Source organism: Isoptericola jiangsuensis, assembly GCF_048320105.1.
Taxonomy (GTDB): domain Bacteria; phylum Actinomycetota; class Actinomycetes; order Actinomycetales; family Cellulomonadaceae; genus Isoptericola; species Isoptericola jiangsuensis_A.
In genome coordinates, this window is record NZ_CP182942.1 from 3,002,298 (window position 1) to 3,028,346 (window position 26,049).

The following is a 26,049-nucleotide window of genomic DNA, read 5'->3' on the forward strand; positions in this document are numbered from 1 at the left end:
GGAAACCGGGCGGGAACAGTCCCGCCTGCACAGCAGACGGGATCAAACACGTGCACAAGTACCTCAACCGGGCCGCGGCTCTGGTCGGCACGGCCGGCGTGGTGGCAGCCCTGGCCGCCTGTGGTGGCGGTCAAGAGGCCGCGACCGGTGCCGGCGAGTCCGGCGACGGGCTGAGCGGGTCGATCGCGGTCGACGGTTCCTCCACGGTGGCACCGCTGACGTCCGCCGCGGCGACGCTGTACCGGGACGTCGAGCCGGGGGTGAACGTCACCGTGGCCACGTCGGGCACCGGGGGCGGGTTCAAGTCGTTCTGCGCCGGGGAGACCGACATCTCCGACGCCTCGCGTCCGATCCACGACGAGGAGATCGCGGCCTGCGAGGAGGCCGGCGTCGAGTACACCGAGATCGTCATCGCGAACGACGGCCTCTCGGTGGTGGTGAACCCGGAGAACGACTGGGCCCAGTGCCTCAGCGTGGAGCAGCTCAAGACGATCTGGGCGCCCGAGTCCGAGGGCGAGGTCACCAGCTGGAACCAGGTCGACCCGTCGTTCCCGGACGAGCCGCTCGACCTGTACGGGGCGGGCACCGACTCGGGCACGTTCGACTACTTCACCGACGCGATCAACGGTGAGGAGGGCGCGACCCGCGCGGACTACACCCCGTCCGAGGACGACAACGTCACCGTGCAGGGTGTCTCGGGCTCCTCGGGTGCGCTGGGCTACTTCGGCCTGTCGTACGCGGAGGAGAACAGCGACCTGGTGAAGCTCGTGGACGTCGACGGCGGGGAAGGCTGCGTGACGCCGTCCTCGGAGTCGGTGCAGGACGGCTCGTACACCCCCCTGGGACGACCGCTGTTCATCTACGTCAACAACGCCAAGTACCAGGACAACGAGGCGTTGCAGAGCTTCGTCGACTTCTACCTGGAGAGCGAGGAGGACGTCGCCGCCGAGGCGCTGTTCATCTCGCTGACCGATGAGCAGGCGGCCACCGCCCGCGCCGAGCTGGACAGCCTGAAGGGCTGACGATGAGCTCGGTTTCGACGACGGCCGGTCGGGCGACCATGCCCGGCCGGCCCACCGGGGCGGGGATCCTGCGCTCGGGGTCCCGCCGGGGCGAGACGATGGTGCGCGCGGTCCTGCGGGCCGCGGCGTTCCTGAGCGTGGCCATCACGGTCGGGATCGTGATCGCGCTCCTGGAGCCGGCGCTGGCGTTCTTCGCGCAGGTCCCGCTCGGCGAGTTCCTCACCGGCACGCGCTGGACGCCGCGGTTCGCGGACGCCTCCTACGGCGTGCTCCCGCTGGTGACCGCCACCGCGTGGACCACGCTGATCGCCATCAGCGTGGCCGTCCCGTTCGGCCTCGGTGCGGCGATCTACCTGTCCGAGTACGCCCCGGAGCGGGTGCGGCGCACGCTCAAGCCGATCCTGGAGCTCCTCGCCGGGATCCCGACGGTGGTGTTCGGCTTCTTCGCCCTGACCTGGTTCGCGCCGGTCGTGCTGCAGGGGTTCCTCAAGCTCGACGTGGGGCCCTTCTCGATCCTCTCGGCGGGGGCCGTGATGGGTGTGATGATCATCCCCACGGTCGCCTCGCTGTCCGAGGACGCGATGTCAGCCGTCCCGCAGTCGCTGCGGCAGGGGTCGGCGGCCCTCGGGGCCAACCGGATGCAGACCTCGCTGCGCGTCGTGGTCCCGGCCGCGTTCTCCGGCATCGTCGCGGCCATCGTGCTGGGGATCTCCCGCGCCATCGGCGAGACCATGATCGTCACGATCGCCGGCGGCCAGATGGTGCAGATGGTGAGCTCGCCCCTGCAGCAGGGCGCCACCATGACGACGTTCATCGCCAACGCCGCTCTCGGCGACTCGCGTGTGGGCTCCCTGGAGTACGACACCCTCTTCGCGGTCGGGCTGCTGCTCTTCGTCCTGACGCTGATCGTCAACCTCGTCGCCATCCAGCTCGTCCGCCGCTTCCGACAGGAGTACTGATGGCCCTCTACTCGCCGGCGACCGCCGCGCCCGAGATCCGTCGTGCCGTCCTCGCGACGGACGGTCGGTCCAGGGAACGCACGCCACGCTCGGTCGTCTTCGTCGCGCTCCTGTGGCTCAGCCTGCTCGTCGCCTTCGCGACCCTCGTGACGCTCCTGGTCTACACGTTCGTCGACGGTCTGCCCCGTCTCGACTCCCGGTTGTTCACCGAGTACCCGTCCTCGCGCCCGGAGGAGGCCGGCGCCCGTCCCGCGATCCTGGGCTCGCTGTGGGTGATCGGCACGACGGCCGTGCTCGCCGTCCCGCTCGGGGTCGCCGCCGCCGTGCACCTGGAAGAGTTCGCCAACCGAGACCGGTGGTGGAACCGACTCATCGAGGTCAACATCTCCAACCTCTCCGCGGTCCCGGCGATCATCTACGGCATGCTCACCCTGGGCATGCTCGCCGCGCTCGGCGTGCAGCAGAAGAACATCGTGATCGGCGGCGCCGTCGCGCTGGCCATGCTGATCCTGCCGGTCATCATCATCTCGACGCGCGAGGCCCTGCGCGCCGTGCCGCGCGAGCTGCGCGACGGCTCGCTCGCCGTCGGCGCCACCGAGCTGCAGACCACCTGGCGCATCACCCTGCCCGCGGCGCTGCCGGGAATCGCCACGGGCACCATCCTCGCCCTGTCCCGAGCCCTGGGAGAGGCGGCCCCGCTGCTGCTCCTGGGCGGGCTGGTCTTCCTGTCCTTCGACCCCAACGGCCTGCTGAGCCAGTTCACGACGATGCCGATCCAGATCTTCAGCTGGACCAGCCAGCCGCAGGCCGAGTTCCACACCCTCGCCGCGGCCGCATCGATCCTGCTCATGGTGATCCTGCTGGCCATGAACGGCGCCGCCATCTACATCCGCAACCGCTTCCAGAAGCGATGGTGACCCGCAGTGACGCCCGACCCCACCCCGTACCCCGACGACCCCACCGCGTCCGGCACGCCGGCGCACGACCCGGAGGCACCCGCCATGACCCAGGCCGCCGCGACCACCCCTCGAGCGGGCGCCCAGGACGCCATCGAGGCCGAGCTCGCCCACCAGCAGGCCCGCTACCGGGAGATCCCGGACGCCCCGAACCCCGTCATGCAGGTGGACGGCGTCAGCGTCTTCTACGACGGCTACCAGGCCGTGCGTGACGTCTCGATGACGATCGGGCACAACGAGATCACCGCCCTCATCGGTCCGTCGGGCTGCGGCAAGTCGACGATCCTGCGCTCCCTGAACCGGATGAACGACCTCATCCGCGGGGCCCGTGTCGACGGCGTGGTCAGGTACTGGGACCAGGACATCTACGCCCCGGGTGTCGACCCGATCGAGGTGCGCCGTCGGGTCGGGATGGTCTTCCAGAAGCCCAACCCGTTCCCCAAGTCGATCTACGACAACATCGCCTACGGTCCCCGGGTCACCGGCATGAAGGTCCCCGACATGGACGCCCACGTCGAGCAGGCGCTCACCCGGGCCGCACTGTGGGACGAGGTCAAGGACAAGCTCAAGCAGTCCGCCTACGGTCTGTCGGGCGGCCAGCAGCAGCGGCTGTGCATCGCGCGCACCATCGCGGTCGAGCCCGACGTCATCCTCATGGACGAGCCCTGCGCCTCGCTCGACCCGATCGCCACGCTGCGGATCGAGGAGCTGATGGCCGAGCTGCGCGACGTGTACACGATCGTCATCGTCACCCACAACATGCAGCAGGCGGCCCGGGTCGCCGACCGCACGGCCTTCTTCACCGCCGCGATCGACCCCGCGACCGGCGAGCGGCACGGTGAGCTCGTGGAGTACGACAAGACGACGACGATCTTCGAGCGGCCCGCCGACTCCCGCACCGAGGGGTACATCAGCGGGCGGTTCGGGTGAGGGCGGCACGACCATGGCTCTGACCCGCCCCCCGGGGACGGCGCAGCCCCGTCCGCCTGCGTACCCGATGAACGTGCCGCTGGTCGTCCTCGTCGACCCGCAGCTCGAGCCGGGCGACGCCCTCCCCGCACGGCTGCGCGAGCACGGCGTGGCGCTCGAGGTCTTCACCGATCCCCTGCGAGCCCTCGCCCACATCGCGTCGCAGCGGCCGGACGTCGTCGTCCTTGCCGCGCGGCTGGGTGCCACCCTGGCGGCCCAGCTCACCGAGGTCGTGCACGAGGAGTTCGGCCTGCCGGTCCTGCTCGCCGACGACTCCGCCGACGTCGACCTGATCGGTCCGGCCGTGCTCGTCGGCGCCCGGCCCCTCGTGCGCATCCCCTACGACCCCGTCGGCATCACCGACGCGCTGCGCCAGGTCCAGGTCACCCGGCGCCGCCCCGAGGAGGTGCGCGTCGGGCCCCTGGAGCTCGTGCCCGCGGGCTACGACGCCCACCTGCACGGCAGGGGCATCGATCTCAGCGTGCTCGAGTTCGAGGTGCTCCTCGAGCTCGCCGTGCACCACGACCACGTCGTGGCCAGGGTCGTGCTGCTGCAGATGTGGCCCGAGTCGGCGGACCCGGAGGAGAAGCTCGTCGGCATCATCAGCCGCCTGCGCCGACGGCTCGCGCCCTTCGGGGTCTCCGGCGCGATCCACACGGTCCGTGGGCTGGGCTACCGCCTGGACTCCCACGTGCTGGCGTCAGGCCGCCCCGGACGGAAGCTCGCGGAGCAGGTCGTGCACGCGTGAGGTGATGTCGTCGACGATCCGGGCGACCTCGCCTGCCGGCCTGCCGGAGGGATCGGGCACCGCCCAGTCGACGTACCGGCGGCCGGGCAGCACCGGGCAGGCGTCGCCGCACCCCATGGTCACCACGACGCCCGAGGCGCGGACCACCTCGTCGGTCAGCGGCCTGGGCAGCTCGGTCAGGCCGGTCAGGCCGCGGCGGTCCAGCTCGGCCCGGACGATCGGGTCGAGGCGTGCGGACGGTGCGGACCCGGCGGTGCGGACCCGGACCCGGCTGCCTGCCGCCGACCGCAGCACGGCGGCGGCGATCTGCGACCGGCCCGCGTTGCGCACGCACACGAACAGCACGTCGCGGGCCGGGGCCGAGGTCCCCGCGCCGGTCGACGTGACGAGCGCGGCGAGCCGGTCGGCGGCGAACCGTGCGGTGAGCGCCGGCAGGTGCCGCCGCACCGTGGCGCGCGAGGCCAGCAGCTCGTAGCTGTCCGAGACGAAGCGCGCCACCGTCTCCGGGGCCAGCACGTGGGCATGGTCGGCGGCCAGGTCGAGCGTGATCCGGGTCAGCAGCCGAGCGTGGTCACCCGGGTCGACCCGCTCGGGCCGCGCCGGACCGGGCGAGCCGAGGGCGGCCCCTCCGAACCGGACGATGGCGTCGGGGGTCGGGCGGAACCGGGTCTCGCCGTCCGCGGCCGGCAGTGTTGCGAGCAGACCCGCCTCCGCCATCGAGCCCAGGTGCGCGCGCACGGCGGCGAGGTCGGGGGCGGACGCTGCGGGCCCGGCGAGGTGGGCCGCCGAGGGTTCTCCGCTGCGATCCGTCATGATCAGCGCCAGCAGGCGCAGGCGGTCCGGGTCCGCCATGGTGGCGATCTGCAGCATCCTCAGACCGTCCGGGCCGACGTCGGGGGGCCCGCGGTGACCGTCGTTCACGGGCAGGACCGATGCAGCGGGCGGTGGCCGCGCAGGCTCAGCGCAACAGGTCGGCGATCGCGGAGAGGCGGGTGGGCTCGATGCCGTACCAGACCTCGCGACCCGTGGGCTCGCGCGTCAGGACGCCGGCCTCGGTCATCACCTTGACGTGGTGCGACACGGTCGGTTGCCGCAGGCCCAGCGCCCGGGTCAGGTCCACGACGCGGACCCGTCCGTCGTCGGCGGTGTGCACCAGGGAGAGGATCTGCAGCCGGGTCGGGTCCGACACCACCCGCAGGACCGCCGCCGTGCTCTCCGCCCGTTCCCTGCTCAGGACCTCGCGCACGCCCGCCGCGGAGGGCGGGTCGGAGGGCGCGGAGCGCGCGGGCTGAGGAACGGGCACTCCGCGATGTTACCTTCCGATCGGTCGTCATCGATCGTTCCCCCGTTGTCCCCCGCTCTCGCGGCCGTTCCGCCGCGCTCGCGCCGTGCTCAGCGATCGGTCCGTGCCCGGGCCGCCGCCTGATAGTTGGTGTTGCCGCCGGACAGGTTGCGCACGTCGGAGAAGCCGATGCCCTGCAGGACGTTCTGTGCCGCGTTCCCGCTCACGCCCTTGTTGCAGTAGGTCACCGTCGGGACGGCCGGGTCCAGCTCGCCCGCCCGCTCGCGCAGCTGTGCGAGCGGGATGTGCACCGACCCGTCCACGCAGGACTTCGCCCGGTCCTTCGCCGACCGCACGTCCACGACCTGGATCGCCTCGCCCGTGGACAGCCGGTGCTGCAGCTCCTCCGGGGTGATGAGGCGCGCGGTGCCGCGCACCGCGTTGTCGAGCGCCATGCCGGTGTAGTGCACCGGGTCCTTGGTGGTGGCGTAGGTGGGGGCGTAGGCCAGGTCGAGGTGGAAGAGGTCCTCGGCGTGGGCGCCGAACGAGATCGCGGTCGCGAGCACGTCGATGCGCTTGTCCACGCCGGCCGGCCCGATCGCCTGGGCGCCCAGGAGGAGACCCGTGTCCCGGTCGGCGATCGCCTTGATGATCATCTCCCGACCGCCCAGGTAGGCGGGTCGGTCCGGCTTGATGTTGTGCATGACGACGACGTCCCGGCCTGCCGCGCGAGCCCGGGCCTCGGTCAGCCCGGTCTGAGCGACCGCGAGGTCGAAGACCCGCACGATCGACGTGCCCAGGATCCCGCGGTGCTCGAGGTCACCACCCGTCATCGCGTCCCCGGCGATCCGGCCCGTCTTGTTGGCGGTCGAGCCCAGCGGGACCCAGGCGGGCTCGCCGGTGGCGCGGTCGAAGCTCTCCGCGACGTCCCCGACCGCCCAGACGTGCGGCACGCTCGTGCGTTGGCGGCGGTCGACGGCGATCGCGCCCGTCGGTCCGATCTCGACACCGGCGGCACGGGCCAGGTCGAGGTTGGGCCGCACCCCCACGGCGACCAGGACCAGCGAGGCGGGAACGGTGCGCGGCGTGCCACCGGTGTCGTCCTGCACGACGACGCCGGTCACCGCCCCGGCCGTGCCCTCGAGGGCGACGACCCGGGTGTCGGTGAGCAGCTGCACGCCGTGCGCGCGCAGCTCGGCGTCGACCCGGGCGGACATGTCGGGGTCCATGCGCGGCATGGCGTGGCTCATCGCCTCGACGACCGTGACCCCCAGGCCGCGGCCCACGAGCTGTTCGGCCGTCTCCAGCCCGATGTACCCGGCTCCGACGATCACGGCGTCGCGCACGTCGTGGAGCTCGATCCGGTCCCGCACGGCCCGGGCGTCGGACGGCGTGCGCAGGACGAAGACCCCGTCGAGGTCGGTGCCCGGTACGGGCGGGACGACCGGGGACACGCCGGTGGCGAGCACCAGCTCGTCGTAGGTGTCGGTGAACCTCGCGCCGGTGGCGAGCTCGACGACGTCGACGGTGCGCGCCGCGGGGTCGACGTCGACGACCTCGCGGCCGGTGCGGATCTGCACGTTGTACCGCTTCGCGAACCAGGTGGCGTCCCGGGGCGTCAGCTCGTCGAGGGTCTCGACCTCCCCGCCCACGTAGTACGGCAGGCCGCAGCCGGAGTAGGAGATGTCCTGGTCGCGCTCGTACACCGTGATCTGCGCGGACTCGGTGTTGCGGCGTGCCTTGGCGGCCGCCGAGGTGCCCGCGGCCACCGATCCGACCACGACGATCTTCGGCGCCGTACCGCCGGTGCGCGGCTCGCCGCCGACGCCATCCTGGACCCGCTGTATCGACATGCTTCTATATTGACATACCTCAATGTCGTTCGGCTACCGGCTCGACGTTTCGCCCGGCCCCGTCGTGAGATGGGCCGGGGCCGGTGGCAGCGTGGCGGGCGTCAGCGCTCCGAGGGCGGCCAGGGCTGCGCGGTCGCCCACTTGGCGGCGCGCCCGTCCCCGCTCGACGTCCCGCGCAGCCGGCGCTGCATCCAGGGCACCACGTGCACGCGCACCCACTGGGCGTCGTCCCGGGTCCGCCGGGCGAGCCGTTTCGCCGCGGCGGCCTCGAGCGGCTCGTCGTACGCGGGGTCGTCGGGCTCCAGCCCGAGCCCGACGAGCGCGGCCTGGGCGATGCGGCGGTGGCCCTCGTCGGTGAGGTGGATGCGGTCGTCCGACCACAGCCGCCAGTCGTACAGCGAGCGCAGGCCCCACGTATCCAGGACGTGGGCGCCGTGGCGGCGGGCGATCGTCCAGATGTTCGCGTTGTACACGCCCACGCGCCCCTGGGTGAAGCTCAGGGCGCCGGCGGTGCGGAACCCGGTGGCCATCAGCACGTCCGCCCCGGTGGCGCGGATCCGCATGACGGCCTCCTCGAGGCGTCGCGTGATCGCCGGGATGTCCGCCTGCGGGCGCAGGATGTCGTTGCCGCCGCCGATCAGCGAGACCAGGTCCGGTTCCATCGCGAGGGCCACGTCCAGCTGCTCGTCGACGATCTGGGCGAGCTTCTTGCCACGGATCGCGAGGTTCGCGTACTCGAGCTCGCCGTCGCCCCGCCGCGCGGACAGGGAGTCGGCGAGGCGGTCGGTCCAGCCGCGCAGCACGGCGTCCGACGCCGTGCCGGCGGGCGCGGGGGAGCCGTCGGCGTGCGGGTACGGGTCCCACAGGCCCTCGGAGAACGAGTCTCCGACGGCGACGTACCGGGTCCAGCGGGGTGCGGGGTGAGGAGCGGTCACCTCGTCATTCTGCACCTGTTGCTCAGGGCAGGCGCCAGTCCACGGGCGCGGCGCCCTGCTCCTGCAGGAGCGCGTCGACCCGGGAGAACGGCCGCGACCCGAAGAACCCGCGGTACGCGGCCAGCGGGCTGGGGTGCGCCGACTCGACCACCGCCGTGGCGCCGAGCCACGGCTTGAGGGAGGCGGCGTCCCTGCCCCAGAGGATCGCGACCAGCGGGCCGCCGCGGTCCACCAGCGCCTTGATCGCCGCCTCGGTGACCGCCTCCCAGCCCTTGCCCCGGTGCGACGCCGCCTCGCCGGGGCGCACCGTGAGCACCCGGTTGAGCAGCATCACGCCCTGGTCGGCCCACGGGCTGAGGTCGCCCGACGACGGCGTCGGGGCGCCGACGTCGTCCGCGAGCTCTCGGTAGATGTTCGCCAGCGACTTCGGGACCGGGCGCACGTGCGGCTGCACCGAGAACGACAGGCCCATGGGGTGCCCGGGGGTCGGGTAGGGGTCCTGGCCGACGACGAGGACGCGGACGTCGGCCATGGGGCGGCGGAACGCGGCGAACACGTCGCCCGGGGCCGGCAGGTAGGTGCGTCCCGCGGCGACCTCGGCGCGCAGGAAGTCGCCCATCGCGTGGATCTGGGGCTCGACGTGCGCGAGGGCGGCCGCCCAGTCGGGCGCCATCACCTTGGTCAGGGCAGGTGCGGCGGCGGGCTGCGGCGTCGTCGTCTCCACGCCGTCGACGCTAGCGCACCCGCGGACGCGAAACGCGGTGCAGGGTGCCCGGATCTGCGTCCCAAGTGCCCCATACTGGGGCGCTATGAGCGAGATGCTGGTCCAGGAGGTCGACGTCCCGGCGCACGCACCGTCGTCGGACGCCGAGACCGCACTGTCCGACCGCGACCGCGAGATCCTCGCCTTCGAGAAGCAGTGGTGGAAGTACGCCGGCTCGAAGGAGCAGGCGGTCCGGGAGCTGTTCGACCTGTCGGCGACGCGGTACTACCAGGTGCTCAACGCCCTCATCGACACGCCGGAGGCGCTGGAGCACGACCCGATGCTCGTCAAGCGGCTGCGCCGCATGCGGGCCACGCGCCAGCGGGCACGGACGGCACGCCGGCTCGACGGCACCCAGGGCTGACCGGCCCGTGACGCGATTCCCCCCGCTGGGTGGTAGGCCATCGGGGAGCAAACCGTTACCCTGTCCGGCGTGACCAAGAGCCAGTACCCGTACCCGCCCGACGAGTTCGACGTCCGCGGACCGGAGGGGGCGCCGGTCGGTGTCCACCGGGAGCCGCGCAGCGGCTGGAGCTCGGTCTGGCCGTTCCTGCTGGTCGCGGTGGTGTTCGCCGGTCTGGCCGTGGGCATCGTGTCCTTCCTGTCGAACGACGACAGCGGCACGACCAACCCGCCGGTCGCGTCCGAGCAGTCGGCCGGCACGGACGGCTCCGCCGAGGGCGACACCGCCGAGGGCGACACCGCCGAGGAGCCCGCCGAGGGCGAGTCCGCCGACGCCGGTGACGGCGAGGGCGAGGCCGACCCCGCGGAGGAGGAGCCCTCCGAGGAGCCCGCGGAGATGCCGGGCGACGCCTCGGCCGCCAACCTCGCCGCCCGGGTGGTCGTCTGGAACGACATCGACGGCGACGGAGCCGCCGGTCAGGCCGGGGCGGGCCAGACGGCGCTCGGCGAGGCCGGGTTCACCGACGTCGGCGCCGACGACGCCGGCGAGGGCCTCACGGGCGTCTACGACGCCACCACCGTGCTCTACGGCGCCGACCGCGCCGACACCGCGACCGCCGTCGCGGAGGCGCTGGGCGTCGACGCCGCGAACGTCCAGGAGTCGGACGACGTGACCAACCACGCCACCGACGCGGTCTGGGTCGTCCTCAAGGAGCCCGTGGGCTGACGCCGAACGGGCCGTCGGGGCGTTCGTCGGACGCAGATCGGGACATACCGGACAACGGGCTTTCCCTGGCGTGACCTGCACCACTAGTCTCCTGACCGGCGCTGCGCACCTGCGCGGCGGATCAGGACGACGAGGAGAACGACATGGCCCAGGGAACCGTGAAGTGGTTCAACGCCGAGAAGGGGTTCGGCTTCATCACCCCTGAGACGGGCGGGCAGGACCTGTTCGTGCATTTCAGCTCGATCCAGACCGACGGCTACCGCACCCTCGACGAGGGGCAGCGCGTGGAGTTCGAGGTCGGGCAGGGGCAGAAGGGACCGCAGGCCGAGCAGGTCCGCCCCCTGTGAGCTGACGCGGTCTCCGCGAAGGCCGGTGCCCGATGACGCAGCGATGCGCCGGGTGCCGGCCTTCGTCATGCAGGTGGGGCGCCACGGGGCGCCACGGGGGCCACGGCGGCGCTCGTGCGCCCTCGGCGAACGTCTTGCACTCTCGGGGGAGAGTGCCAATAATGGGTTAGCACTCTCGCCTGTCGAGTGACAGCGGAGTGAGCAAACTCGGTCGTACGGTGAGGCTCGTCAGCGCGCGTGATGTGAACGTCGCGAGGGTGGGTCGTCCGTCGCGGGCACCGGCCGACCACCGACACGCCACAGCGGAGGATCAGTCCCCATGGCCAAGATCATCGCGTTCGACGAGGTCGCTCGTCGAAGCATGGAGCGCGGGCTCAACCAGCTCGCCGACACCGTCAAGGTCACGCTCGGCCCCAAGGGCCGCAACGTCGTCCTCGACAAGAAGTGGGGCGCCCCCACGATCACCAACGACGGTGTCTCCATCGCCAAGGAGATCGAGCTCGAGGACCCGTACGAGAAGATCGGTGCGGAGCTCGTCAAGGAGGTCGCCAAGAAGACCGACGACGTCGCGGGTGACGGCACCACCACCGCCACCGTGCTCGCCCAGGCGCTCGTGCGCGAGGGCCTGCGCGTCGTCGCCGCCGGCGCCAACCCGATCGCCGTCAAGCGCGGCATCGAGAAGGCCGTCGAGGCCGTCACCGAGCAGCTGCTCAACGCTGCCGTCGACGTCGAGACCAAGGAGCAGATCGCCGCCACCGCCGCGATCTCCGCCGGCGACCCGGCCATCGGCGAGCTCATCGCCGAGGCCCTCGACAAGGTCGGCAAGGAAGGCGTCATCACGGTCGAGGAGTCCAACTCCTTCGGCCTGGAGCTCGAGCTCACCGAGGGCATGCGCTTCGACAAGGGCTTCCTCGCGCGCTACTTCGAGACGGACCCGGAGCGCCAGGAGGCCGTCCTCGAGGACCCGTACGTCCTGATCGTCGAGTCGAAGATCTCGAACGTCAAGGACCTGCTCCCGGTCCTCGACCAGGTCATGAAGTCGGGCCGCTCGCTGCTCATCATCGCCGAGGACATCGAGGGCGAGGCCCTGGCCACCCTGGTGCTGAACAAGATCCGCGGCACCTTCAAGTCCGTCGCCGTCAAGGCCCCGGGCTTCGGCGACCGTCGCAAGGCCATGCTGCAGGACATCGCGATCCTGACCGGTGGCCAGGTCATCACCGAGACCGTCGGTCTCAAGCTCGAGAACGCCACGCTCGAGGAGCTCGGCCAGGCGCGCAAGGTCGTCGTCACCAAGGACGAGACCACGATCGTCGAGGGCTCCGGCGACGCCGACCTCATCTCGGGTCGCGTCCAGCAGATCCGTTCCGAGATCGAGAAGTCGGACTCGGACTACGACCGCGAGAAGCTGCAGGAGCGCCTCGCCAAGCTCGCCGGCGGCGTGGCCGTCATCAAGGCGGGTGCGGCCACCGAGGTGGAGCTCAAGGAGCGCAAGCACCGCATCGAGGACGCCGTGCGCAACGCCAAGGCAGCCGTCGAGGAGGGCATCGTCGCCGGTGGTGGCGTGGCCCTCATCCAGGCCGGTGCCGCAGCGTTCGCCAAGCTCGAGCTCGAGGGTGACGAGGCGACCGGTGCGCAGATCGTCAACGCGGCGATCTCGGCCCCGCTGAAGCAGATCGCGATCAACGCCGGCCTCGAGGGCGGCGTCGTGGCGGAGAAGGTCCGCAACCTCACCCCGGGTCACGGCCTCAACGCCGCGACCGGCGAGTACGAGGACCTGCTGGCCGCCGGCGTCAACGACCCGGTCAAGGTCACGCGCTCCGCGCTGCAGAACGCCGCGTCGATCGCCGCGCTGTTCCTCACCACCGAGGCGGTCGTCGCCGACAAGCCCGAGCCGGCCTCGGCTCCGGCCGGTGACGGCGGCATGGGCGACATGGGCGGCATGGGCTTCTGACCCACGCCTGACCGGCGCGCTCCCGGCGCGCCGTCCGGTCCACGACGACGGCCGGTCACCTCTGCGGAGGTGGCCGGCCGTCGTCGTGCGCGGGTGGTGCTCCCGGACCGCCAGCCCGGGCTGCGTGCCTCAGCGGGGCGCGAAGAGGCGTGCCGCCTGCGACTCGGCCTCGGCGTAGGTCGCCGACGCGGACTTCAGCGCCGCCGTCACCGAGTCCAGGGCCGTCTCGACCTGCGTCTGGGCGGACTGCCACTGCGTCATCACGCCGGCGAACGACGTCGCCGCGCTGCCGTGCCAGCTCGACTGCAGATCCTGCAGGTGCCGCATCATCGCCCCCACCTCGGTCCGGATGACCCCGACCGAACCGTTCACCGCCGCGCTCGCCTGCGCGACCCGCTCGCTGTCGACCTCGTACCGCACGTTCGTCTCCTTCGTCGTCGTCCCCGGACAACCGGGCTGACGCCGACGTTAGGGCGCGGGGAGGGATGCGCGCCGGCGTCGTCCACAGCCTGTGGACGACTCGGCGAGGTCAGCGTGGCGAGGTCAGTGCGGCGAGGTCAGTGGGTGGCAGGTCCCGACGGGACCTGTTCCGCGAGCCGACGGCGCTCCTTGGCCAGGCGGTGGAGCTCGGCGTCGAGGTTCTGGCGCGCCGAGTCCTCCCAGGCGTGCCCGAGCGGGCTCGAGTACAGGCGGGGACGCGCCAGCAGCTTGGTGATGACCTTGATCCGGGCGTCGAGGTAGTCGGGCAGCGGGATGTGGGCGTACTCCGCGCGCACCTCCGCGACGTAGGCCTTGTAGCGCTGCGGCTCCGCCGCGAGCATCCCGAGGTCGGCGTCGTTGAGCACCGCGGAGTCGAAGTCGTTCGGCAGGGGCTTGTGGCGGGCGAGGTTGTCGACCAGCTCACCGACCCGGTCGGCCGCCGCCTGCGGGACGCCCAGGGCGACGAGCTGCGTGCGCGCGAGGTCCGCGCTCAGCGTCGTCTGCTCACCCCCGCGGGTCGCGTACGCCACCTTGCGGTCGGCGTCGAAGACCGCGCCGTGGTACCAGGCGGCGAGGCGGACCAGCTCCGGTTCGTGGGTCTCGTGGGCCAGCTCGTCCACGCGGTGCAGGACCGCGGCGAGGTGGCGCAGGTTGTGGAAGTGCCGGTGCGGCTCCTGCCAGCGTTCGATGAGCTCCGACCCCGTCGCGCGGACGGAGTCGTCGTCCACCGTGGCTCCGGCCCCGCGGCAGGAGCGCACGAAGGATCCCAGGAGCCACTGCGGTGCGTCGGCGCTGAGCACGCCCATCGCTATCAAGACCTTCGGTAGGAACGACGATGCGGTCTCCTCCCAGCCTACGGCCGTCCGCCCACGCTCGACGGGCGCCCGCCACGAGGAGGACCGTCACGCATCGTAGTCGCCGGCACGCGGCAGGAGAACCCGCACCGTGAGTCCGCCTCCCGGAGTCTCGTGCACCGAGGATCGCCCGCCGTGCGACCCCAGGATCGCCGCCACGATCGCCAGCCCCAGCCCGGACCCGCCCGAGCTGCGGTTGCGGGAGGAGTCGGCACGGTAGAAGCGCTCGAAGATCTTCGCCTGCTGCTCGGCCGTCACACCCGGCCCGTGGTCGCGGACCTCGACCATCGCGGCGCCCTCCGGCGTCGTGCCCAGCGCGATCTCCGCCGGGGACCCGGCGGGCGTGTGCCGCGCCACGTTGCCGACCAGGTTCGTCAGCACCTGGCGCAGCCGGTCCGCGTCCCCCACGACCACCAGGGACGACGGCGCCGCGACGTCGCGCAGGCCGCGCACGGTCACGGTGCGGGTCGGGTCGAGCGCGTGCAGGTCCTGGGCGGTGTCCCGGGCGAGCGCCACGAGATCGACCCGGTCGCGGCGCATCGGCCGGCCCTCGTCGAGGCGCGCCAGCACCAGCAGGTCGTTGACCAGCGTGCCCATGCGTCGCGCGGAGTCCTCGATGCGGACCATCGTGTCCTCGACCTTGTCGTCGGTGTCGAGGGCACCCATGCGGTACAGCTCGCCGTACCCCTTGACGGTGGCCAGCGGGGTGCGCAGCTCGTGGCTCGCGTCGGAGACGAACCGTCGCATGCGCTGCTCCGAGGCCTCCTGCGCGGCGAAGGCCGCCTCGATCTGGGTCAGCATCGCGTTGAGGGAGTGCGACAGCGACCCCACCTCCGTGGAGGGCGGTTGCTCCGGGACGCGCTGCGACAGGTCGCCCTCCGCGATGGCGGCGGCGGTCGCCTCGATCCGGCGCAGGGGCTGCAGCGAGCGCTGCACCAGCCAGAACGACACCGCACCCCCCACCAGCACGATGACCAGCCCGATCCACAGCAGCGCGTTGCCGAGGTACTGGCTGGTCTCCTGGACGCCGGCCAGCGGCAGCGCCACGTAGACGACGCCCTGCTCGGGGCCGTCGGCGGTGCTGATCGGGACCGGCACCGACACCACGCGCCACTGGGTCGGCGTGGCGCCGCCCGTCGCGTCCGTGGTGAACGGCGCCGACCCCCGCGCGATCGCCTCCTCGGTGGTCTCGTCGGGGATCTGCGGGCTCCCGTACTTCTGCTCCGTCTGGGGCCAGGACCGCGCCGGGTACGTGTCCCCGTCGGCGTCGCGCAGCACCACGACGTAGTCCGTGGGGACGCGCGCCCCGCTCGCGTCCGGCTCGAAGAAGCTCTCCACCCCGCGGGCGGACTGGGTGAGCTGGGTGTCGAGCTGGTTCACCAGGTAGTTCGACACGACCGTGCGCGTCGAGATGCCGGCGGCGACCAGGCCGGCGCCGAGCAGCAGCACGATGATGGCCACGAGGCGGGCGCGCAGCGGCACCCGGGAGATCAGGCCCCAGCGTCTCGGGGCGTCCTCGCGCTGCCGCGGTGCTGCCGGGCTGCCGGACGTCGTCGTGCCGTGCGCCGCGTCGCCCGGCGTCGCAGTGCCGTACGCGGTGCCGCCGTCCGCGGGGGAGCCGGAGGTGGCGTCCGGCGCCACGAACCGTGGCTCGTCCTCCGGGACGGACCCGCCGGGCCGGGACGCGGCCGTCATCGCTGCGGGGGCCGCAGGAGGTAGCCCACGCCACGCTTGGTGTGGATCAGCGGCGGCAGCTCGACCTCTCCACCGGGGCCCGGGACCACCACGTGGTCGATCTTGCGGCGCAGGTAGGAGATGTACGACTCGACGATGTTCGCGTCCCCGCCCCAGTCGTACTGCCACACGTGGTCGAGGATCTGCGCCTTCGACAGCACGCGGCCCGCGTTGAGCATGAGGTAGCGCAACAGCTTGAACTCGGTGGGGGACAGGTCGATCTCGACACCGGCGCGCCGGACCTCGTGCGAGTCCTCGTCCAGCTCCAGGTCGCCCACCCGCAGCACGGCGCCGTCGTCCGGTTCCGTCCCGGCCGTACGGCGCAGCACCGCACGGATGCGCGCCACGACCTCCTCGAGGCTGAACGGCTTGGTGACGTAGTCGTCCCCGCCGACCGTCAGCCCCTGCACCTTGTCCTGCGTGTCGTCGCGAGCCGTGAGGAACAGCACGGGCGTGTGGCGGCCGGAGGACCGCATCCGCCGCGTGACGGTGAAGCCGTCCATGTCCGGCAGCATCACGTCGAGCACCACGAGGTCCGGCTCGGTGTCACGGACCAGGGCGAGCGCGCCCGCGCCGTCGCCGGCGGCGTGCACCTCGAACCCGGCGAAGCGCAGGGACGTGGACAGCAGCTCGCGGATGTTGGGTTCGTCGTCGACGACGACGAGTCGGGCCTCGGGTTCGCTCATGCCTCCAGTGTGCGACTGCTCGCTGGGAGACGCCTGGGAACAGCCTCGGTGAACGCCTGTGTCGAGCGTCGACCCGTTCGACCGGCGAGAAACCGCGGGCGTCGGTACGCTCCGAACGACATCCGTGACCAGGGGGGACGTGCCCGTGAGCAAGCAGCCGACCAGCGGTGACGCTCGACCAGGCGGCGCCCGCCGCTGGATCGCCGGGGCGATGGTGGTCATCACCACCCTGCTGGTCATCGGCTCCAGCGTGGCCGTCTGGGCGCACCGCACCGTCTTCGACACCGACGAGTTCATGCAGACGGTCGAGCCCGCGCTCGACGACCCGGCGCTGTACGAGGCGCTCGCGGACAACGTCTCCGAGCAGGCGCTGCTGGCCCTCGACCTCGACAGCCGGGTCTCCGAACGACTCACCCAGCTCGACGGGGTGCTCGCCGCCACGCTCGCCGAACGCCTCGACGTCGAGCCGGGACCGCTGCTGGAGGCGCTCACCACGCGGATCGACCGGCCCTCCCTCGCGGCCCTGACGCCCACCGTCGTCGGGCCCGTCGAGGACCGGATCGACACGGTCATCCACCGGTTCTTCGCCCGCGAGGAGTTCCAGGACCGCGTCCCCCAGATCGTCGCGCGCGCCCACGAGGCCGCCATCGGCCTCGCCCGGGCCGAGGGCGACGACTACCCGAACGTCTACCTGACCGACGACGCCGTCGTGCTCAACACGGTCCCGCTGATCTCCGAGGCGCTGCAGGAGTCCCTCGCCGGGCTCGGTGACCTCCTGCCGGACGTCGAGCTCCCCGACGCCGTCGCGGAGCAGGCCCCGGAGGCCCGGGCCCAGCTCGGTGACGCGCTGGGGCGCCAGCTCCCCGAGGACTTCGGGCAGGTGGAGCTGCTGGACCGTGAGACCTTCGAGATCGTCCAGGACACGGTGACCACCGTGGACCGCGTGGTCTGGCTGCTGGTGGCCCTCACCGTCCTGGCGATCGTCGTGACCCTCTGGGTCTCCCCGCAGCGACGCCGCACGGCCGCACAGCTCGGCATCGGCGTGCTCGCCGCGCTCGTGATCGTCTGGGCGCTGATCGGCCAGCTGCGCAACCTCGTCGTCGACGTGGCCGTGACCCCGGACGGCCAGCACGTCGCCGGGTCGCTCTTCGACGCGGTCTCCGGCGAGGTGCGGGTCATCTTCCTGCTGGTGGGGCTGGTCGCCGCGGTCACCGTGGTGCTCGCCGTGCTGTCCGCCCACGGACCCCGATGGGCGGAGCAGGCGGGGCGGCGCTGGCCGTGGGTGCGGCAGGTCACGGACGCCGACGGGTCCGCCGCTCGGTGGGTCGGCGCGAACGCCGACGCCCTGCGGGTCGCCGTGCTGGTGGTCGCCGTGCTGGTCATCGTGCTCGCGGGCTTCCACTGGGCGGCGATCCTCGTGGTCGTCGTCGGCGGAGCCGCGGCGCTGTGGGGGATCGCCGTCGCGCGGCGCACGGCCGCCGTGCCGGGCCGGCGCCGGGTGGACCCCGAGACGGCAGGGCCCGTCCCGGACACCCAGCCGGTGGCGACCGGGCCCGGCGACGACGTCACAGATAGCGCAGCGGGTCGAACTCCTCGATCGGAATGATCCGCACGCGCGGCAGCGGGCTGGTGAACGCGTCGACGTCGCCCTCGAGGTCGAAGATCTCCAGGCCCTCGTCGACCAGCGCCGTGAGCTGGAGGTTGACGAACTCGCGGAACGCCAGCAGGCCGACGCGACGGTCCTGACCCACGAGGCGCTCGACCTGCGGCAGGAAGTCGCCGTCGTGGCTGGCCAGCAGCACGTCGCCGTCGCGGTCGAGGATGGCTTCCAGCGTGCGCTGGATACCGACGTCGACGACCTTCTCGTCGCCGCTCGCCGCCAGGGGGATCGGCCGGTAGCCCATCGCCAGGAGCGCCTGCACGAACGACATCGGCATCTGGCCGCTGGTCGCGTTGAGGAAGAACAGCGGGACGACGTCCTGGCCCCACACGCGCTGCGCGAACCCGGTGATCCGGTCCCATCGGGGCCGCTCCTCCGGGTTCGGGCGCCGGTTCAGCACGTTCATGCCGAGCGTGGCGTCGATGTTCTCGCCGTCCACCAGCAGGTAGGTGGTGCGCGCCGACCTCGGCGCGGCGGCGGACGGGTCCGTGAAGGGGGAGGCCATGGCCTCAGCGTACGCGGCCGGGGGCCGGGGCGGCCTCGTGGGACGGGGCGCCGCACCGCACCCGCGCCCGGCGGATCTGGACGGCGTCCCCGCGGCGGGAGTAACGTCTGCCGCCGTGGCAGAGACCTCCTTCGCGGCACCGCGCGTCACGGTGCTGCAGCACAGCTCCGACGTGCCGCCGGACCGGTTCACGGGCCGGCTCGGCGACGCCCGCGTCGTCCACCTGTACGCCGGTGAGCCGGTGCCCTCCCTGGCCGACTGCGGCGACGGGCTCGTGGTGCTCGGCGGGCAGATGAACGCCTACGCCGACGACGTCGCGCCCTGGCTGCCCGCCGTCCGAGCCCTGCTCGCCGAGGCGGTGGCCGCCGGCCTGCCGACCCTGGGCATCTGCCTCGGCGCCCAGCTGCTGGCCGTCGCCGGTGGTGGGAGCGTGGCCATCGCGGCGCCGCCCGGGCGGGAGGCCGGTGTCGTGGACGTGTTCTGGCGGGCCGAGGCCCTGCAGGACCCGGTGCTCGGGCCCGTGGTGCGTGCCGCCGGTGCGCACGACGCCACCGACGTCGACGGTCCAGGGTGCTCCACACCGGTGGTGTCCATGCACGCCGACGCCGTCATCGAGCCGCCGAGCGGGGCCCGGTGGCTCGGCTGGTCGCAGACCTACCCCTACCAGGCGTTCCGCTGGGGCTCGGCGCTGGGTGTCCAGTTCCACCCCGAGGCGAGCCCCTCGCTCGCGGTGCGCTGGGCGCTCGGGCACACCGACGTCGACACCGCCGTCGTGCACGAGCAGGTCGTCGCGCGCGACGGCGAGCTGGCCCGGACCGGCGAGCTGATCGCCGCGGCGTTCCTCGACCAGGTGCGTGCCGCCGTCGTCCCGGTCGAGGTCCGGGGCGACATGGACGACGTGGGCGCTGCGACCGCCGCCTGACACGACGTACTGCCTGACCCGCGAGGCAGCGCCCGGCCCGTGGGGCAGCGCCGGTTCCGCGGGGTAGCCCGGGGGACGGGTGCTACCCCGCGGTCGGGGTTACTGCTCGATCTGGTGCGTCGGCGTGGAGCCGGACTTCAGGGCAGCGAGACGGGCCTCCAGCTCGACGTCCTGCATCGACCCCTCGAGCTCGGCGAACTGCGACTCGAGCGACGACGCCGCGATCTCGGCCTGACCCATCGCCTGGGCCTCCTCGCGCCGCACGGCCTCCTCGAAGCGGGACAGCTCGCTGGTCGGGTCCATCACGTTGATCGAGCCGATGGCACCCTGCACCGCCTGCTGCGCCTGGGCGGCCTTCTGGCGGGCGACGAGCTGGTCGCGCTTGCCCTTCAGCTCGACGAGGCGGTCCTTCATCTGGGCCAGACCGGTCTTGAGCTTGTCGACGGTGACGCGCTGCTGCTCGATCATGGGCTGCGAGGCCTTGACCTCACCCTCGGCGTCCATCTGCTTGCGCAGCGCGACCTTGGTGAGCTGGTCGAACTTGTCGGCGTTGACCGGGTCGCCCGCGGCGCGGTACTCGTCCGCCTTGCGGGAGGCGGCCAGCGCCTTGGCGCCCCACTCCTGCACCGACTGGACGTCCTCGTGGTAGTCCTGCTCGGCGAGGCGCAGGTTGCCGATCGTCTGGGCGATCGCCTGCTCGGCCTCCGCGATGTTGTTCGAGTAGTCGCGGATGAGCTGGTCGATCATCTTGCCCGGGTCCTCGGCGCGGTCCAGCAGCGCGTTGATGTTGGCCTTGGCGAGCTGGCTCATGCGGCCGAGGATGCTCTGCTTCTGGGTCATGACGTACCTTCCTGGTGCTGATCTGCTGGTCGAGATGCCCTTGCAACGTACAAGCGGGACGAATCGTGCCTCAGAACCGTCCGCCACGGCCTCCGCGTCCGCCCCCGCCGCGACCGCCGCCGAAGCTGCCGCCGCGTCCTGCGCGACCACCGCCGAAACCACCGCCGAAGCCGCCCACCCGGGGCGCTCCGCGCCGAGAGGCCCCGCGCCGGGAGGAACCGTGCCGGGAGCGGCCCGCCGCGGAGTCGAGCAGGATCCCTCCGAGGATCATGCTCCCCAGGTCGGGCGAGCGCCGCCCGGCACCCGAGATCCCGCCGGGCGTGCCCCCGTGGCGCATGTCCCAGGCGGCCGTGTCGGAGCGGGCCATCGAGCTGGCCTGCTGCGCGAGCTTCTCCGCCTGCTGAGCCGTCGCCAGCGCCTGCTGCGGGTCGGTCGGCAGGAGTGTCCGCGCCTCGCCGAGGAGTCGGCCCGCCTCCGCCAGGCGGGTGCGTGCGTCCGCCCCGACGGCGCCGCGCCGGGTCGTGACGAACGACTGCGTCGCGCCGAGGTGGGACTCCGCCCGCCCGACGACGTCACGGGCCAGCGCCCGCGCGCGGGCGTCGGACTCGGCCTGCTGCCGGTAGCTGGACAGCGCGGCGTCCAGCGCCGCCTCGGCGGCGGCGAGCCGCGACAGCGCGGCCAGCGGGTCGCCGCCCTCGCGGGCCTCCCGCCCGCGGGCCGCCGCCTGGCGCGCCTCGACCAGCACGTCGACCAGGGCCGGTGATCCCGGGGCGAGACGGTCGGCGTCGGCCATGTCCTGGGTGATGGACGCGACGGCCCTGTCGAGGTTGGTCCCGGCGGCGGCGAGGTCCGCCCCGGCCGACTCGACCGCGTCCAGGAGGTGGGCGGCCTGGCCGAGCGCGTTCTGCGCCGCCCGGGCGTCCGCGACGGCGACGGCCTTCTTGCGCTGGGCCAACGCGCTGCGACCCGACTCGACGGCGGTGCGGGCGTCGGCGACGAGCGCGGTCACGAGCTCGGGGTTGCGGCTCACGGACGCGAGGGCCGACGCCGGGTAGGTCGCGCCGAGACCGGCCAGGGTGCTGCGGGCCACCTCGACCATGGCCTCGATCTCCCCGGCGCGCTGCGCCGCCTCGTCCAGCACCTGCGGTGCGCGCGACCGGAGCGTGCGCAGCTCGTCGAAGGCGTCCGCCTGCGCGTCGAGGGCCGCGTCGGCCGCCTCGCACCGCCGCACGACGTCGGCCAGCATCGCGCGGTGCGCCCCGCCGTCGGCCGGGGGAGCGTCCTCGACGGCCTGCCGGAGGCGGAACGCCTCGGCGACGTCGGCCCGCGCCTGCTCCAGCGCGGCGCTGAACTCCCGCGTGGCCTCCAGGCCGAACTCGGCCTGGGCGAAGCCGAGCTCCTGCTCGGACGTCTTGACGGCGTCGTCCACCGCCACCAGGGCGCGTCCGGCGCGTGTCGCGAGCTGCTCGGTCGTGAGGTTGGCCAGCGGGTCGGCGTCGGGCCCCCCGGCGCCGGTGCGGGCCGCGGCCGCCGCCGCACCACGTTCCGTGAGGTCCCGGTCGCGGCGGCGGGATCGACGCCAGAGCCAGAAGGCCACGCCCGCCACGGCGAGGAGGCCGAGGGCGAGCGCTGCGCTGCCGCCGGGTAGCGACGTGCCGCCGTCCGCCTCGTCGTCGTGCGCTCCGCCGTCGAGGGCCACGAGGGTGTCGACCGCGGCCACGGTGGCTCCCGCCCAGTCGTCGTCGCGCAGCGCGTCCTCCGCGGCGTCGCGCACGTCGTCGAGCTCCGCGTCCGACAGGTCGACGTTCAGGTCCCAGCTGAGGTCGTAGAGGCGGTCCTGCGTGGCGACGGCGAGCAGCAGGTCGTCCGTGCCGAGCTGGGCGTTCGACGCCGTGGTGTCCGCCCAGGTGCGGCCGTCCGTGCCGCCGAACGTCTCCACGTACACCACGAACAGCTGGTACGAGGTGGCGTCCGCGAGCTCGTCCAGCGACTCCTCGACCTCGGCGACGCCTTCGTCGTCGAGCACTCCCGCCAGGTCGGTCACCTCGCCGTCGAGCTCGGTCAGCGGCGGTTCGGCCCACGACGACGTCGCGGTGGCCAGGGCGCCGGCGGCGGCGAGGAAGAGCGCGAGGATCGCCGCACCGACGGGCGAGGCCGCCGCACGTCGTCGAGCGGTGTCAGGGGACGGCAGCACGCCTCGCATCGTTGCGCGTCGTCGGACACGACGCAATCCCGGCCCGGGTGACGTTCACCGACGTCGCGCCGTCGGCCCGTGCGTGTCGCGGCGCCGAGCGGAGCACGAGACCTGTCACATCACGCCGTCGGCCCGCCGTTCGTCGACCGTGCGTGCCGCCTCCCGGGCCGCCCGCATGTTGCGTCGTCCCCGCCGGGTGCGGGGGTCTCGTCCTCGACGTGCGAGCCCGACGTCCTCGGCTCGGGGTCCCGCAGCATGTCGGAGTCGACCAGCTCGTGGCGGGTCAGGTAGGTGTTGCCCACCGCCTGGATCGTCGCCGCGATCGGCAGGGCGAGGAACGCGCCCAGCGCCCCGAAGACCGCGCCGAACGCCAGCACCGCCACGAAGCTGACCGCCGGGTTCATCTCCAGGGCACGCGCCGAGATCTTCGGGGAGAAGTACAGGTTCTCGAGCTGCTGGTAGCCGATGATGAAGGCGAGCACGCCCAGGCCGTACGGCAGTCCCTGGGAGGTGAGCGCCACCGCCACGGGCAGCGCGCCGCCGATGTACGTGCCGATCGTCGGCACGAACTGCGAGACCACCCCCGTGAACAGCGCGAGGGGCAGCGCGTACGGCGTGCCCAGGATGACCAGGAACACCCCCGTGAACGCCGCCGACAGCGCCGCCAGCACCACGCGCGAGCTGATGAAGTCCGAGACCTTCACCTGCGTGATCTCCCACAGGCGCAGCACCTCCGTCTGGCGGTCCGGGCGCAGCCACCGGCACACCGCCACCCGGAACTGCGGGCCTGCGGCCATCAGGTAGTACGTGACCAGGCCGATCGTCAACGCGCCGAACACCACGCCGACCAGCGTGGCCCCCACCGCGAGCGTGCCCGTCGCCACGTCCGTGCCGTACTCGGACACGAGCTGCTCGAGCAGGTCGTCCGACGGCGGCAGCGTCACGTCGAGGCTCGCCTGGAGCTCGCGCCGCACCGCCGCGTACAGCTCCGGCAGGGCACCCACGAGCTGCAGGAGCTGCTGGACGAACAGGTTGCCGAACATCGCCAGCACGACGCCGGCCACGATCACCGACCCGAACAGCGCCGTGCCCGCCGCGACCCCGCGCCGCCAGCCGTGCCGCACCAGCCAGACCACGATCGGCTCCAGCGCCAGCGCGACGAAGAAAGCGATGAGCAGGTACACGAAGATGGTCGACAGGTCGCCCAGCGCCGTCCACGTCCAGATCGCGACGAACACGCCGACGGCACCCATGACGAACACCCGCGGAACCCACCGCGGCGGGCGCTTCGAGTCGTGCTGCAGCGGGCGGTCCGGCCCGACGAGGGGCGACCCGGGCTCGCGGGTCGAATCCCGCGCCGGGGCGGACGCGTCGTCGTCGGCCATGTCTGCACCGTAGGGCGCCGGTCGCCCGTTGTCGCGCCACCGTGCCGAACATGCCCTCTGAACGGACGAGCATGCCCTGGCGGCCCGTCCGGACGAGCGGACGGGCCGCCAGGACATGCTCGGCGAGAAGGGGGTCAGGCGACCTGGTCGAGGTCCTCCGCGTCCACGATCCGGTAGGCGTACCCCTGCTCCGCGAGGAACCGCTGGCGGTGCGCGGCGAAGTCCTGGTCCACCGTGTCGCGGGCGACGACGGCGTAGAAGTGCGCCGTCCGGCCGTCCGCCTTCGGACGCATCACCCGACCCAGGCGCTGCGCCTCCTCCTGACGGGACCCGAACGACCCCGACACCTGGATCGCCACCGACGCCTCCGGCAGGTCGATCGAGAAGTTCGCGACCTTCGACACCACCAGCCGGGAGATCTCCCCCGACCGGAACGCGCCGAACAGGCGCTGGCGCTCGCGGACCGTCGTCGCCCCCGTGATGAGGGGCGCGTCCAGGTGCGCCGCCAGGTCCTCCAGCTGGTCGATGTACTGCCCGATGACGAGCACCTGGTCGTCCGGGTGGTCCGCCACCAGCCGCTCCACCACACGGTTCTTGCCCGGTGCGCACGCCGCGAGCCGGTACTTGTCCTCCGGCTCGGCCGTCGCGTACACCATCCGCTCGTGCTCCGGCAGGGTGAGCCGCACCTCGACGCAGTCGGCGGGCGCGATGTACCCCTGCGCCTCGATGTCCTTCCACGGGGCGTCGTACCGCTTGGGCCCGATGAGGGAGAACACCTCGTCCTCCCGGCCGTCCTCGCGCACCAGCGTCGCCGTCAGACCGAGCCGACGGCGCGCCTGCAGGTCCGCCGTCATGCGGAAGATCGGTGCGGGCAGCAGGTGCACCTCGTCGTAGACGATGAGGCCCCAGTCGCGGGCGTCGAGCAGCTCCAGGTGCGAGTAGACGCCCTTGCGCTTCGTCGTGAGCACCTGGTAGGTCGCGATGGTGACGGGCCGGATCTCCTTGCGGGACCCGGAGTACTCTCCGATCTCGTCCTCGGTCAGGGACGTGCGGCGCACCAGCTCGTCGCGCCACTGGCGGGCGCTGACGGTGTTGGTGACCAGGATCAACGTCGTCGTCTTCGACTCGGCCATCGCGCCGGCCCCGACGATCGTCTTGCCCGCCCCGCAGGGCAGCACCACGACGCCCGACCCGCCGTGGAAGAACCCGTCCACGGCCTGCTGCTGGTACGGCCGCGGGCTCCACTCGTGCGACTCCTCGCCCGGGGTGACCGGCAGCGTCGGTGACCTCAGCGCGATGGGGTGCTTCTCGCCGTCGACGTACCCGGCGAGGTCCTCGGCGGGCCAGCCCAGCTTGACCAGCGCCTGCTTGAGGTTGCCGCGCTCGGAGGGGTGCACGACGACGGTGGTCTCGTCCACCCGTTCGCCCACCAGGCCGCTGGTCCGCTTGGACTTCAGCACCTCGGCGAGCACGGCCCGGTCGGTGGACTCGAGCACGAGCCCGTGCACCGGGTGGGAGTGCAGCGTCAGTCGGCCGTAACGGCCCATCGTCTCGGCGACGTCGACCAGCAGCGCGTGCGGCACCGGGTACCGGGAGTGCTCGATGAGGGTGTTCACCACCTGCTCGGCGTCGTGCCCGGCAGCTCGCGCGTTCCACAGGCCGAGGTTGGTCAGCCGGTAGGTGTGGATGTGCTCCGGGGCGCGCTCGAGCTCGGCGAAGGGGGCGATGGCGCGCCGGGCGTCACCGGCCCGGGGGTGGTCGACCTCCAGCAGGATCGACTTGTCGCTCTGGACGATGAGGGGGCCGTCTGGCATGGGTGTCCTTCCGCGTCAGGGAACCAGGTTGCCAACGCGCCCGGTGGTCGTCCTGTTCCCG

Annotated in this window: 25 protein-coding genes; 11 read left to right on the plus strand and 14 right to left on the minus strand. The window is 72.7% G+C overall.

The features are described 5' to 3' along the window. Positions 1–50: 50 nt before the first annotated feature. The 5 genes from ACNHYB_RS13820 to ACNHYB_RS13840 all read left to right on the plus strand — a co-directional run bounded on the left by ACNHYB_RS13820 (position 51) and on the right by ACNHYB_RS13840 (position 4,654). Positions 51–1,022 (plus strand): PstS family phosphate ABC transporter substrate-binding protein, encoded by a 972-nt coding sequence (locus ACNHYB_RS13820; RefSeq protein WP_418275920.1) that lies wholly within the window; start codon positions 51–53, stop codon positions 1,020–1,022. A 2-nt stretch (positions 1,023–1,024) separates the two neighbouring features. Further along, the gene (gene pstC, locus ACNHYB_RS13825) at positions 1,025–1,981 is read left to right on the plus strand and encodes a phosphate ABC transporter permease subunit PstC (protein ID WP_418275921.1); all 957 of its coding nucleotides are present in this window, start codon (positions 1,025–1,027) and stop codon (positions 1,979–1,981) included. Continuing rightward, a complete protein-coding gene (gene pstA, locus ACNHYB_RS13830) occupies positions 1,981–2,898 on the plus strand; it encodes a phosphate ABC transporter permease PstA (RefSeq protein WP_418275922.1) in 918 nt (305 codons plus the stop codon). The genes pstC and pstA overlap by 1 nt, the downstream gene beginning before the upstream one ends. A gap of 198 nt (positions 2,899–3,096) precedes the next feature. Beyond that, entirely contained in the window at positions 3,097–3,867 is a 771-nt protein-coding gene (gene pstB, locus ACNHYB_RS13835; RefSeq protein ID WP_418278063.1) for a phosphate ABC transporter ATP-binding protein PstB, read from the plus strand. A 73-nt stretch (positions 3,868–3,940) separates the two neighbouring features. Continuing rightward, on the plus strand, positions 3,941–4,654 hold the full coding sequence (locus tag ACNHYB_RS13840) for a winged helix-turn-helix domain-containing protein (RefSeq protein WP_418275923.1): 714 nt from the start codon (positions 3,941–3,943) through the stop codon (positions 4,652–4,654). Here the strand turns inward: ACNHYB_RS13840 and ACNHYB_RS13845 are convergent. From ACNHYB_RS13845 to ACNHYB_RS13865, 5 genes are all read right to left on the minus strand, one after another. Continuing rightward, a complete protein-coding gene (locus ACNHYB_RS13845) occupies positions 4,607–5,524 on the minus strand; it encodes a low molecular weight phosphatase family protein (RefSeq protein ID WP_418275924.1) in 918 nt (305 codons plus the stop codon). The genes ACNHYB_RS13840 and ACNHYB_RS13845 overlap by 48 nt on opposite strands. A gap of 88 nt (positions 5,525–5,612) precedes the next feature. Then, positions 5,613–5,957: an ArsR/SmtB family transcription factor gene (locus ACNHYB_RS13850; protein WP_418275925.1), complete on the minus strand. Its 345-nt coding sequence runs from the start codon at positions 5,955–5,957 to the stop codon at positions 5,613–5,615. 89 nt (positions 5,958–6,046) lie between these two features. Further along, positions 6,047–7,789 carry an FAD-dependent oxidoreductase gene (locus ACNHYB_RS13855; RefSeq protein WP_418275926.1) on the minus strand — a complete coding sequence of 581 codons (1,743 nt, stop codon included), beginning with the start codon at positions 7,787–7,789 and terminating at the stop codon, positions 6,047–6,049. Positions 7,790–7,890: 101 nt separating this feature from the next. Then, on the minus strand, positions 7,891–8,724 hold the full coding sequence (locus tag ACNHYB_RS13860; protein ID WP_418275927.1) for an SGNH/GDSL hydrolase family protein: 834 nt from the start codon (positions 8,722–8,724) through the stop codon (positions 7,891–7,893). Positions 8,725–8,746: 22 nt separating this feature from the next. Then, positions 8,747–9,448, minus strand: coding sequence for a uracil-DNA glycosylase (locus ACNHYB_RS13865; protein WP_418275928.1), 702 nt, complete (start codon positions 9,446–9,448; stop codon positions 8,747–8,749). 94 nt (positions 9,449–9,542) lie between these two features. Between ACNHYB_RS13865 and ACNHYB_RS13870 the strand changes: the two genes are divergently transcribed. The 4 genes from ACNHYB_RS13870 to groL all read left to right on the plus strand — a co-directional run bounded on the left by ACNHYB_RS13870 (position 9,543) and on the right by groL (position 12,914). Beyond that, the gene (locus ACNHYB_RS13870; protein WP_418278064.1) at positions 9,543–9,851 is read left to right on the plus strand and encodes a DUF3263 domain-containing protein; all 309 of its coding nucleotides are present in this window, start codon (positions 9,543–9,545) and stop codon (positions 9,849–9,851) included. 69 nt (positions 9,852–9,920) lie between these two features. After that, positions 9,921–10,616 (plus strand): LytR C-terminal domain-containing protein, encoded by a 696-nt coding sequence (locus tag ACNHYB_RS13875; RefSeq protein WP_418275929.1) that lies wholly within the window; start codon positions 9,921–9,923, stop codon positions 10,614–10,616. Between the two features lie 143 nt (positions 10,617–10,759). Then, on the plus strand, positions 10,760–10,963 hold the full coding sequence (locus tag ACNHYB_RS13880; RefSeq protein ID WP_418275930.1) for a cold-shock protein: 204 nt from the start codon (positions 10,760–10,762) through the stop codon (positions 10,961–10,963). 319 nt (positions 10,964–11,282) lie between these two features. After that, a complete protein-coding gene (gene groL / locus ACNHYB_RS13885) occupies positions 11,283–12,914 on the plus strand; it encodes a chaperonin GroEL (RefSeq protein WP_418275931.1) in 1,632 nt (543 codons plus the stop codon). Between the two features lie 129 nt (positions 12,915–13,043). On the opposite strand, the gene ACNHYB_RS13890 is transcribed toward groL, so the two are convergent. The 4 genes from ACNHYB_RS13890 to ACNHYB_RS13905 form a co-directional block, all read right to left on the minus strand. After that, complete coding sequence (locus tag ACNHYB_RS13890; RefSeq protein WP_418275932.1) at positions 13,044–13,334, minus strand: WXG100 family type VII secretion target; 291 nt, start codon at positions 13,332–13,334, stop codon at positions 13,044–13,046. A 137-nt stretch (positions 13,335–13,471) separates the two neighbouring features. Then, positions 13,472–14,200 carry a hypothetical protein gene (locus ACNHYB_RS13895; protein ID WP_418275933.1) on the minus strand — a complete coding sequence of 243 codons (729 nt, stop codon included), beginning with the start codon at positions 14,198–14,200 and terminating at the stop codon, positions 13,472–13,474. A gap of 96 nt (positions 14,201–14,296) precedes the next feature. After that, the gene (locus ACNHYB_RS13900; RefSeq protein ID WP_418275934.1) at positions 14,297–15,943 is read right to left on the minus strand and encodes an ATP-binding protein; all 1,647 of its coding nucleotides are present in this window, start codon (positions 15,941–15,943) and stop codon (positions 14,297–14,299) included. Continuing rightward, positions 15,940–16,668: a response regulator transcription factor gene (locus tag ACNHYB_RS13905; RefSeq protein ID WP_418275935.1), complete on the minus strand. Its 729-nt coding sequence runs from the start codon at positions 16,666–16,668 to the stop codon at positions 15,940–15,942. Before ACNHYB_RS13905 ends, ACNHYB_RS13900 begins: the two co-directional genes overlap by 4 nt. 145 nt (positions 16,669–16,813) lie before the next feature. Between ACNHYB_RS13905 and ACNHYB_RS13910 the strand changes: the two genes are divergently transcribed. Beyond that, positions 16,814–18,274 carry a hypothetical protein gene (locus tag ACNHYB_RS13910; protein WP_418275936.1) on the plus strand — a complete coding sequence of 487 codons (1,461 nt, stop codon included), beginning with the start codon at positions 16,814–16,816 and terminating at the stop codon, positions 18,272–18,274. Here ACNHYB_RS13910 and ACNHYB_RS13915 read toward each other — a convergent pair. Continuing rightward, positions 18,234–18,833, minus strand: coding sequence for an NYN domain-containing protein (locus ACNHYB_RS13915; RefSeq protein ID WP_418275937.1), 600 nt, complete (start codon positions 18,831–18,833; stop codon positions 18,234–18,236). The genes ACNHYB_RS13910 and ACNHYB_RS13915 overlap by 41 nt on opposite strands. A 115-nt stretch (positions 18,834–18,948) precedes the next feature. On the opposite strand from ACNHYB_RS13915, the gene ACNHYB_RS13920 reads away from it, so the two are divergent. Continuing rightward, positions 18,949–19,755 carry a type 1 glutamine amidotransferase gene (locus ACNHYB_RS13920; protein ID WP_418275938.1) on the plus strand — a complete coding sequence of 269 codons (807 nt, stop codon included), beginning with the start codon at positions 18,949–18,951 and terminating at the stop codon, positions 19,753–19,755. Between the two features lie 99 nt (positions 19,756–19,854). Here the strand turns inward: ACNHYB_RS13920 and ACNHYB_RS13925 are convergent, their stop codons facing one another. The 4 genes from ACNHYB_RS13925 to ACNHYB_RS13940 form a co-directional block, all read right to left on the minus strand. Continuing rightward, the gene (locus ACNHYB_RS13925; RefSeq protein ID WP_418275939.1) at positions 19,855–20,595 is read right to left on the minus strand and encodes a PspA/IM30 family protein; all 741 of its coding nucleotides are present in this window, start codon (positions 20,593–20,595) and stop codon (positions 19,855–19,857) included. A gap of 70 nt (positions 20,596–20,665) precedes the next feature. Then, positions 20,666–22,798, minus strand: coding sequence for a TPM domain-containing protein (locus tag ACNHYB_RS13930; RefSeq protein ID WP_418275940.1), 2,133 nt, complete (start codon positions 22,796–22,798; stop codon positions 20,666–20,668). 110 nt (positions 22,799–22,908) lie between these two features. Then, positions 22,909–24,174, minus strand: coding sequence for an AI-2E family transporter (locus ACNHYB_RS13935; RefSeq protein WP_418275941.1), 1,266 nt, complete (start codon positions 24,172–24,174; stop codon positions 22,909–22,911). Between the two features lie 134 nt (positions 24,175–24,308). Continuing rightward, positions 24,309–25,988, minus strand: a complete 1,680-nt coding sequence (locus ACNHYB_RS13940) for a DNA repair helicase XPB (protein WP_418275942.1) — start codon at positions 25,986–25,988, stop codon at positions 24,309–24,311. Positions 25,989–26,049 lie beyond the last annotated feature (61 nt).

What these genes read in the sequence shown, in the direction of transcription:
- pstC (WP_418275921.1), top strand. Translation starts at nt 1,025, where the DNA reads ATGAGCTCGGTTTCGACGACGGCCGGTCGGGCGACCATGCCCGGCCGG.
- pstA (WP_418275922.1), top strand. Translation starts at nt 1,981, where the DNA reads ATGGCCCTCTACTCGCCGGCGACCGCCGCGCCCGAGATCCGTCGTGCC.
- pstB (WP_418278063.1), top strand. Translation starts at nt 3,097, where the DNA reads ATGCAGGTGGACGGCGTCAGCGTCTTCTACGACGGCTACCAGGCCGTG.
- ACNHYB_RS13845 (WP_418275924.1), bottom strand. Translation starts at nt 5,524, where the DNA reads ATGCTGCAGATCGCCACCATGGCGGACCCGGACCGCCTGCGCCTGCTG.
- ACNHYB_RS13855 (WP_418275926.1), bottom strand. Translation starts at nt 7,789, where the DNA reads ATGTCGATACAGCGGGTCCAGGATGGCGTCGGCGGCGAGCCGCGCACC.
- ACNHYB_RS13870 (WP_418278064.1), top strand. Translation starts at nt 9,543, where the DNA reads ATGCTGGTCCAGGAGGTCGACGTCCCGGCGCACGCACCGTCGTCGGAC.
- ACNHYB_RS13880 (WP_418275930.1), top strand. Translation starts at nt 10,760, where the DNA reads ATGGCCCAGGGAACCGTGAAGTGGTTCAACGCCGAGAAGGGGTTCGGC.
- groL (WP_418275931.1), top strand. Translation starts at nt 11,283, where the DNA reads ATGGCCAAGATCATCGCGTTCGACGAGGTCGCTCGTCGAAGCATGGAG.
- ACNHYB_RS13895 (WP_418275933.1), bottom strand. Translation starts at nt 14,200, where the DNA reads ATGGGCGTGCTCAGCGCCGACGCACCGCAGTGGCTCCTGGGATCCTTC.
- ACNHYB_RS13900 (WP_418275934.1), bottom strand. Translation starts at nt 15,943, where the DNA reads ATGACGGCCGCGTCCCGGCCCGGCGGGTCCGTCCCGGAGGACGAGCCA.
- ACNHYB_RS13905 (WP_418275935.1), bottom strand. Translation starts at nt 16,668, where the DNA reads ATGAGCGAACCCGAGGCCCGACTCGTCGTCGTCGACGACGAACCCAAC.
- ACNHYB_RS13915 (WP_418275937.1), bottom strand. Translation starts at nt 18,833, where the DNA reads ATGGCCTCCCCCTTCACGGACCCGTCCGCCGCCGCGCCGAGGTCGGCG.
- ACNHYB_RS13925 (WP_418275939.1), bottom strand. Translation starts at nt 20,595, where the DNA reads ATGACCCAGAAGCAGAGCATCCTCGGCCGCATGAGCCAGCTCGCCAAG.
- ACNHYB_RS13930 (WP_418275940.1), bottom strand. Translation starts at nt 22,798, where the DNA reads ATGCGAGGCGTGCTGCCGTCCCCTGACACCGCTCGACGACGTGCGGCG.
- ACNHYB_RS13935 (WP_418275941.1), bottom strand. Translation starts at nt 24,174, where the DNA reads ATGGCCGACGACGACGCGTCCGCCCCGGCGCGGGATTCGACCCGCGAG.
- ACNHYB_RS13940 (WP_418275942.1), bottom strand. Translation starts at nt 25,988, where the DNA reads ATGCCAGACGGCCCCCTCATCGTCCAGAGCGACAAGTCGATCCTGCTG.